The organism is Longimicrobium sp. (genome assembly GCF_036280135.1).
GTDB lineage: Bacteria > Gemmatimonadota > Gemmatimonadetes > Longimicrobiales > Longimicrobiaceae > Longimicrobium.
The window spans coordinates 1-8,080 of sequence record NZ_DASURI010000377.1 but is presented as its reverse complement, the minus strand read 5'-3'; the positions used below and the strand labels follow the sequence as shown (position 1 = coordinate 8,080).

The following is an 8,080-nucleotide window of genomic DNA, read 5'->3' as shown; positions in this document are numbered from 1 at the left end:
GCCCCCCATCCCCTGCCCTTCCCCCACAAACGGCGTGGGGGAAGGGGGAACAGGGATCGTGCACGAGGGCGGGCAGTCTGCCGGCCCGCCGAGGGCCCCCTTCCCCCGCCCCCTGCCCCCGCTGTCGCGGGGGAGGGGGAGAACTGCGCTCGGGCATTCGGACGGCTCGCGCCGACAGCAACCCGCCCCTCTCCCGGCCTCTCCCCGCTCGTTCCTCGCGGAGAGAGGAGAACCCAGTCTCAGCACAGGCTGAGCTCCGCGCGCTGATCGGTCCTCACGACAAACCCCTCCCCCGAAGTTGGGGGAGGGGTCGACCGCCGTTGCGAGGAACGAGCAAAAAGGCGGTCGGGGGAGAGGGCCCCCGCCGCGAAGCGGCAAGTCTCCGGTCCTGACCGCATCGGATCTCTCCTTCGATGCAATGACCCCGTTGAAGTCTACACCCTCTCCCGCGCAGTTTGCGGGAGAGGGTGCGAGCGACAGCGAGCGGGTGAGGGCCCCCCGCCCTTGACGCATCCGCCCGCCCGACGCATCCCTTCAACCGTCCCCGCACACGCATCGAATGTTCTACATCGACCCGTCGGACCCCACGCCCGTGGAGGCGCAGATCGTACGCACGGTGCACGCGGCGCTGGGCGCGGGCGCGCTTTCGCCCGGGCAAATGCTGCCCACCGTGCGCCAGCTGGCCGTGGACCTGCGCGTGGGCGCCAACGCCGTCGCGCGCGCCTACGCCGAGCTGGAACGGCAGCAGGTGCTCGAAACCGTGGCCGGGGTGGGCACCGTAGTGCGGGCGTCCCCGGACGACATCCACCGCGCCGATCTCCACGCGCGGCTCAGCGCCCTGGAGGACGCCTTTCTGCGCGAGGCCGCCGCCCTGGGCTTTTCGCTGGACGACGTGATCATTCACCTGGACAGCCGCCGAACCGGCTGAGAGAGGTACCCATGGCAGGCAACGCCCTGGTCCCCGCCAAGCCCGATGGCTCGGGCGTCATCGCGCCGCAGGTAAAGCCCGCGCGCGCCAACATCCTGGGCACGCTGGCGCTGGCCCTGCCCACCATCGCCGGCGCCGTCACGGCCGTGGCCGCCGACGCGCCCCTGGCGGCCCTGGCCGGCGCCGTGGCGGGGTGCATCGCCATGTTCTCGCCCAAGATCGCCAACCAGTGGGAGCGCGCCGTCGTCCTCAAGTGGGGGCGGTACGCGGGAATGCGCGGGCCGGGCGTGTTCTTCGTCGTGCCCGGCGTGCACACGGTGGCCGCGTGGATCGACCAGCGCACCGTGACCTCGCCCTTCGCCGCGGAGCAGACGCTCACGAGCGACGCCGTCCCCGTGAACGTGGACGCCGTCCTCTTCTGGACGGTGTACGATCCCGAAAAGGCCGCGCTGGAGGTGCAGGACTACACGCAGGCCGTGAGCTGGGCCGCGCAGACGGCCCTGCGCGACATCATCGGCCGCACGTCGCTCACGGAGCTGCTGCGGGGGCGGCTGCACATCGAAAAGGAGCTGCAGGCCCTCATCGACGAGCGCACCACGCCCTGGGGCGTGACGGTGCACTCCGTGGAGATGCGCGACGTGGTCATCCCCGCGTCGCTGCAGGACGCCATGAGCCGCGAGGCGCAGGCCGCGCGGGAGAAGCAGGCGCGCATCATCCTGGGCGAGGCCGAGGTGGAGATCGCCAAGCTGTTCGAGCGCGCAGCCGAGGCGTACCAGGCCAACCCCACGGCCCTGCAGCTTCGGCAGATGAACATCCTGTACGAGGGGCTCAAGCAGAAGGGCGGGATGATGGTGGTCCCCAGCACGATGGTGGAGTCGATGGGCCCCGCGGGGATCATGGCCGCCACGGCGCTGGCTGCCCAGCAGCAACAGCAGCAGCGCCAGTCGCCGCCCGCCCCGCCCGCGATCAGCAACGGCCAGGGGTCCGACGAGCCCGCCGTCCGCGTGGTGGACGACTTCAAGCTCTTTCCCTCCGAGTAAGGCCTGCGCGGAGGCAGGCTTCTACTGCATTCTCACGCAGAGCCGCAGAGGCGCAGAGGCGCAGAGGAAAAGACCGCTGATGATGAAGATTCGGGCCGGCACCTGACTGGGGTGCCGGCCCGATTTCGTTCGGCTGGAAGCAGAGGTGGGGAAAGCGCGTGCAAGGCCGAGCTCGAGATCCCGTCGCTGCGCGACGGGGGCCCTCTCCCCCGCCACCTGCGCCGCTCATTCCTCGCGGCTCGGCGGCGACCCCTCCCCCAACTTCGGGGGAGGGGTTGGCGAGAGGGCGAGTTCAGCGCGCGGAGTCCGGCCCGTGCACGGGCTGGGTTCTCCTCTCTCCGCGAGGAACGAGCGGGGAGAGGCCGGGAGAGGGGCGGGTTGCTCCCGGGGCGAGCCATCCGCATGTCCGCGCCGAAGTTCTCCCTTCCCCCATGCAGTTTATGGGGGAAGGGTCGGGGATGGGGGGCGCTCGCCCTCCGCGAGGTCTCCCCTTCCGACCTGGAACTCCCCTACGCCTTCCCCATCCGCCGCTTGAGCTCCTGCAGGCGCGCCTCCACGTCGTCGGCCAGGGAGGTGTTGGAGGGGGGCGGGGGCGGCGGCGTGGGATCGTCCATGGCGTTGAGCTCGTCCAGCGCCTCGCCGTACGCGATCTCGCTCTCCAGCTTGTCCGTCACCCGGCTGTAGTCGTCGAACGTCTGCCCGCCCGTCATCCCCTCCATCCGCTGCTGGCTGCGCGCCCGCCGCACCTCGTTCAGCAGCACGAAGCGGTTGCCGTCGGCCTCCTTGTAGCGGCGCATCATGTCCTGCACCTCCACGGCGCGCAGCTCGTGCTCGGCCTTGGCCGCCCGCACCTTGTCCTCCAGCACCGCCACCCGCTTTCGGTGCCGGTCGGCGAACTCCGACGCGATGCGCACCGTCTCGGCGTCGTTGATCTTCTCGGCCAGGCCGCCGCGGCGCACGGCATCGTCCAGGGCGCGGCGCTCGCGGGCCAGCTCGGCCTCGGCGGCGCGCACGGCCTCCTCGTACACGGGGATCGAGGCGCGGGCATCCACCATCTCCCGCCGCATGGCGCCCAGCAGGCCCACCACCTCGTCCTCGGGCTCGCGCCGGCTGAGCTCGGAGAGAAAGGTGTCCCAGGTGCGCGAGAACAGTCGCTTCAGGTCGTTGATCATGCCTTCATTGTAGGGGTCCGCGCCGCCGCCGGTCAACGCACACGGCGCATGGGCCCGTTTGTTGCTTTTGGGCCGCGCAACAGTCCAGCCACGGAACAGGCGCGCACATGTCCAGAACCGAGCCCGAAGAGCCGGAAGTCTTTACCTTCCCCACGATGCGGAACCTCTCCAAGGAGGAGCGGAAGTCCGTAACGCACAGCGAGTTCTGGATTCCCGAGGCGGAGCGGGAGTTCTACAAGCGCGCCCTGCAGGCCCTGAACGCGGCGAACGTGCCGTACGTGGTGGCCGGCGCCTACGCCGTCTACGAGCACACGGGCATCATCCGGCAGACCAAGGACCTGGACCTGTTCTGCACGCCCGACGCCGTGCTCAAGGCCATGCACGTGCTCAAGGGCGAGGGGATGATCACGCGGCTGGAGCAGCCGCACTGGATCGGCAAGGCCATCAGCCCCGACAACCGCGACCACTTCATCGACATCATCTACGGGATGGGCAACGGCCTGGCCCTGATCGACGATGACTGGCACCGGCACAGCAAGCCCGCCAAGCTGGCCGCCAGCGAGGTGCGGGTGGCGCCGGCCGAGGAGCTCATCTGGCACCGGCTGTTCATCCACGAGCGGCACCGCCACGACATGGCCGACGTGGCGCACCTCATCCTGGCCAACGGCAAGCAGATGGACTGGCGCCGGCTGCTCGCCAAGACCGGCGACGACTGGCCGCTGCTGCTGTCGCAGGTCCTCATGTACCGCTACGTGTATCCCGGCTACCGCGACAACGTGCCGCAGTGGGTCATCCGCGACCTGCTGCGCAAGGCGGAGCAGGCCGGGAGCGAGGCGTCGGCCGAGGGCGACGAGCACGAGCTCACGCGGGGCACCATGATCTCGCGCTTCTCGTTCGCCATCGACGTGAACGAGTGGGGCTTTCACGACCTGCGGGCCGAGAAGATCGCGGCCATGCAGCAGCACCCGGAGATCGTGAAGCTGGAGGCCAGCGACGTCTGGGACGAGCGGGCGGACTTCACGGACCAGTCAGGGGTCCCCGAGACCGTGGAACCACAGGCATGACGGACGGACGGACGATGGGCGCGAACGGGGGATCGGAGCCGGTGGCGTTCGGACGCCGCAAGGAGGACCGCCGGGGCCGCGTGGTGCGCGTGGCGGCCGTGGGTGACTTTCACGTGGGCGAAAAGGACGGCGGCGAGTACCGCGAGGCCTTTGCCCGCGTGAACGACGAAGCCGACATCCTGCTGCTGGCCGGCGACCTTACCCGCCGCGGCACCCCCGCGGAGATCGACGTGGTCATCAAGGAGCTGCAGGACGTGCGGGTGCCTATCCTGGCCGTGCTGGGCAACCACGACCACGAGAGCGGCCAGCCCGAAAAGGTGAACGAGGCCCTGCGCGCCCGCGGCGTGCACCTGCTGGACGAGGCCCCGTTCGAGCTCAACGAGCACGTGGGCTTCGCGGGCGTAAAGGGCTACATGGGCGGCTTTGGCCGCTACACGCTCACGGCGTTCGGCGAGCAGGACACCAAGACGTTCGTGGGCACCACGCTGGACGAGGTGCAAAAGCTGGAGTACAGCCTGCGCCGCCTGTCCACGCCCGTGCGCGTGGTGCTGCTGCACTACGCGCCCATCATGGACACGGTGATGGGCGAGCCGGAGCAGATCTTTCCGTTCCTGGGCAACGACCGCCTGCTGGAGCCCATCGACCGGTTCAAGGCGGCGGTGGTGTTCCACGGCCACGCGCACCACGGCACCTTCCGCGGGCAGACGCCCGGCGGCGTGCCCGTGTTCAACGTGTCCATGCTGCGCGTGCGCGAGGACGCCGGCGCGGAGCTGTTCTACGTGCACGAGATCCCGCTCCCCGCGGACCTCCCCGCCGCCGAGCAGGCGTCGGAGCCCGGCGTGGAGCATCCCTCCGGCGCGGAGCGGGCGGCCGCGCGGTCGGGAAGTGCGTGAGTGCGGCAGTGCGTGAGTGCGGTAGTGGATGACGAGCGAGGGCGGCCTTCCGGGTGGAGGGCCGCCCTCGTACTGTCGCGGCGGATGAAGATCAGGCCGCGCAACGAGCGACGCCGGGCAGCAACCGCCGGTCGCGGAGTTGATCGGGCGAGGCTGCTCCCGGGCCGGAGCGGCTGAAGCCGCCGCAACGACAGCGGAAAGCCTCACAAACTGCGTGAGGCTTCACCTGCTGGAGGGCCGCTGCCGGTGCACACGAGACGACCCTCCGCTGGGGCAGTCCGCGCAGGCGGACTTCGTGCCTTTCCAGCGGCGAATTCATTCGCTCCGGCTGGGGGACGGCCCTACCGACCCTCACCCGCTCGCATTCGCTCGCATCCCTCTCCGCCACGCGCCGCGAACCAGATCCCGATCCCGTTCCGCCCCCTCACCGCTGCGCCGGCGGCTCCACGGGGTCGGGGCCGGCGGCGGCGGGGGTGGCGCGCTCGCGCGGCTTGCCGATCCGCCCGTACGCCACCAGGCTCAGCCCCAGCACCCACGCCAGCGACGCCGACCACCCCGCCACCACGTCCGACGGGTAGTGCACGCCCAGGTACACCCGCGAGAACCCCACCAGCAGCGTGAACGCCCCGCCCACCACGATGGCCCACCACCGCCACCGCGTGGGCCACGCCAGCACCGCCAGGGCCGCCACGAGGGCCATGGAGCCCATGGCGTGCCCGCTGGGAAAGCTGTACGTGTGCTCCGGCGCCGACGACAGCCACAGCTCCGGGCGCGCGCGGCGAAACGTGAGCTTGGCGGCCTGGTTCAGCGCGCCGGCGCCGCCCAGCGCAACGGCCCAGAACAGCGCGTTGCCCCGCTTTCGCGCCACCAGCAGCGCCACCAGGACGACGAACACCATCGGCACCACGCCGTACGCGTAGCCGATGAGGCTGATGAACTCCATCACCGCGTCCCAGCCGGGCGTGGCGTGGCCGTGCACGTAGCGCAGGATGGCGTCGTCGGGGCCGATGCCGCCGGTGGTCTGCCACACGTCGTCCGCCAGCGCGCCAAAGCCCACCAGCGGGATGCCCACGCCCAGGAAAAGGAGGAGCAGCAGCTGCCAGCGGGCGCGGACAAAGCGGACCAGCGCCTTCGCCAGCCCGCGGCCCGCCGCAACGGCCGTCGAGCGGGGGCTTTGATGGAGCGTCTCGGACAAGGATCAGCGGGCGTCGTCGTTACGGGATCGATACACGATGCGCGGCTCCTGCAACTCCGTGGCCGCGCGTCCGCCGTCACTGTGAAGCCCAGGTTGTCAGCACGTGAACCGCTGGCTGATTTATGCGATGATGCGACCCGGCTAGCGTTCTCCCCGGGACGAGGCGATTCAGACCGTGCGCGCCCCGTCTGCGCCCGTGCAGACGTGTTGCAATACCTCCGCCGCGAACGGTTATTCATCCCGAGAGGATACTGACCAACCCGGATGGGCCAAAAGCGTCATCCTGAGGAGCCGCCGCGCGAGGTCTGCCGAGGCGTGATCCATGGCGGCGACGAAGGATCTTGCCCGCGACGCTCGGGGGCGACCTCGTGCACGGAATCCGCCTCCGAGTCTCGCACACAAGATCCTTCGGTCGCGCCAAAGTCCTGCGCGCGCTCCTGTTATGGGCGGCGCTCCCTCAGGATAACGCATCGCGGGCGCAGAGTTCCATCAGTCTCTCGGGATGACTGTCGCGCGAGGTGTCGTGGAACGGTTCGGCGACACCCGCTCAAGATGACGCATCGCGGACGCAGGTTTTCCATCAGCCGCTCGGGATGACGGTCGTGCGGGGCGCCGTGAAACAGTTCGGCGACACCCGCCCGGGATGACAATCGCGCGGCGCCAGATCCGGCACCCCGCTCGCGGCCACTGCCCGGGCGGGCAGTCGTTCTGCGATGCGCGATTCCTCGTTATCTTCCCGCCGGCAGCAGGACTCGCCGGGATGTACACTCCTCACCCGGAACGCCCGGAGGGGCGGATGAAAGTCTTTGAAGTCGTCGTCGCGCTGCTGCTGGGGGGCGCGGCCCTCGCGGCGATCGCGCGGCGGATCGGCGCGCCGTATCCCGCGCTCGTGGCGCTGGCCGGCGCCGCGCTGGCCCTCATCCCCCGCGCACCCACGCTCGTGCTGGATCCCGAGCTGGCGCTGGCCCTGTTCGTGGCGCCCGTGCTGGTGGACGCCGCGTTCGACGCGTCGCCCCGCGACCTGCGCGCCAACTGGCGCCCCGTCGTGAGCCTGGCCTTGGGCGCCGTGGTGCTCACCGTGGCCGTCGTGGCCATCGTCGCGCGGCTGCTCGTTCCCGGCATGCCGTGGGCGGCGGCCATCGCCCTGGGCGCCATCGTGGCCCCGCCCGACGCCGCGGCCGCCACGACGGTGCTCAAGCAGCTGCGCCCGCCGCACCGCCTGCTGACCATCCTGGAGGGCGAAAGCCTCTTCAACGACGCCAGCGCCCTGCTGATCTACCGCCTGGCCGTGGGCGCCACGCTCACGGGCACCCTCTCCGGGTGGAGCGTGGTGCCCACGCTGCTGTTCGTCACGCTGGGCAGCGTGGCGCTGGCCCTGGTGCTGTCCCGCGTCACGCTGGCCGTGAACGCGCGCATCACGGACGTGTCCACCGCCGTCGTCGTACAGTTCTGCACCACGTTCGGCGTGTGGATTTTGGCCGAGCAGCTGCACCTGAGCGGCATCATCACCATGGTGGTGTTCGCCATGGCGGCGTCGCGCCGGGCGGCCGAGGTCACGCCGGCGCGCATCCGCATCCCCGCGTGGGCCGTGTGGGAAGTCGCCGTCTTTGTGCTCAACGTGCTGGCGTTCATCCTCGTGGGGTTCCAGCTCAAGTCCATCGCCCAGCGCGTGACGGGCACGCAGGGGGCGCGCTTTGCCCTCGTGGCGGCGGCGGTGTGCGCGGCCGTGATCCTGGCGCGCATCGCGTGGGTCACGGGCGCGGCGGCGTTCAGCCGGTGGCGCTGCCG

The 8,080-nt window shown here is 70.6% G+C and carries 7 protein-coding genes; 5 read left to right on the top strand and 2 right to left on the bottom strand.

From position 1 onward, the window contains the following. The first annotated feature begins 559 nt into the window (after positions 1–559). Both VFZ20_RS11855 and VFZ20_RS11850 read left to right on the top strand, forming a co-directional pair. Complete coding sequence (locus VFZ20_RS11855) at positions 560–928, top strand: GntR family transcriptional regulator (RefSeq protein WP_329684091.1); 369 nt, start codon at positions 560–562, stop codon at positions 926–928. Positions 929–939: 11 nt separating this feature from the next. Continuing rightward, complete coding sequence (locus VFZ20_RS11850) at positions 940–1,968, top strand: slipin family protein (RefSeq protein WP_329684090.1); 1,029 nt, start codon at positions 940–942, stop codon at positions 1,966–1,968. Between the two features lie 509 nt (positions 1,969–2,477). Here VFZ20_RS11850 and VFZ20_RS11845 read toward each other — a convergent pair. Then, positions 2,478–3,140 (bottom strand): hypothetical protein, encoded by a 663-nt coding sequence (locus VFZ20_RS11845; RefSeq protein WP_329684089.1) that lies wholly within the window; start codon positions 3,138–3,140, stop codon positions 2,478–2,480. Positions 3,141–3,247: 107 nt separating this feature from the next. Here VFZ20_RS11845 and VFZ20_RS11840 point away from each other — a divergent pair, with 107 nt between their 5' ends. Together VFZ20_RS11840 and VFZ20_RS11835 are read left to right on the top strand one after the other, a co-directional pair. Next, a complete protein-coding gene (locus tag VFZ20_RS11840) occupies positions 3,248–4,204 on the top strand; it encodes a nucleotidyltransferase family protein (protein WP_329684088.1) in 957 nt (318 codons plus the stop codon). Continuing rightward, positions 4,201–5,097 (top strand): metallophosphoesterase family protein, encoded by an 897-nt coding sequence (locus VFZ20_RS11835; RefSeq protein ID WP_329684087.1) that lies wholly within the window; start codon positions 4,201–4,203, stop codon positions 5,095–5,097. The genes VFZ20_RS11840 and VFZ20_RS11835 overlap by 4 nt, the downstream gene beginning before the upstream one ends. A 424-nt stretch (positions 5,098–5,521) precedes the next feature. Here the strand turns inward: VFZ20_RS11835 and VFZ20_RS11830 are convergent, their stop codons facing one another. Beyond that, a complete protein-coding gene (locus tag VFZ20_RS11830; RefSeq protein ID WP_329684086.1) occupies positions 5,522–6,292 on the bottom strand; it encodes a phosphatase PAP2 family protein in 771 nt (256 codons plus the stop codon). Positions 6,293–7,088: 796 nt separating this feature from the next. Between VFZ20_RS11830 and VFZ20_RS11825 the strand changes: the two genes are divergently transcribed. After that, on the top strand, positions 7,089–8,080 hold a 992-nt coding region (locus VFZ20_RS11825; protein ID WP_329684085.1), incomplete at its 3' end, for a cation:proton antiporter.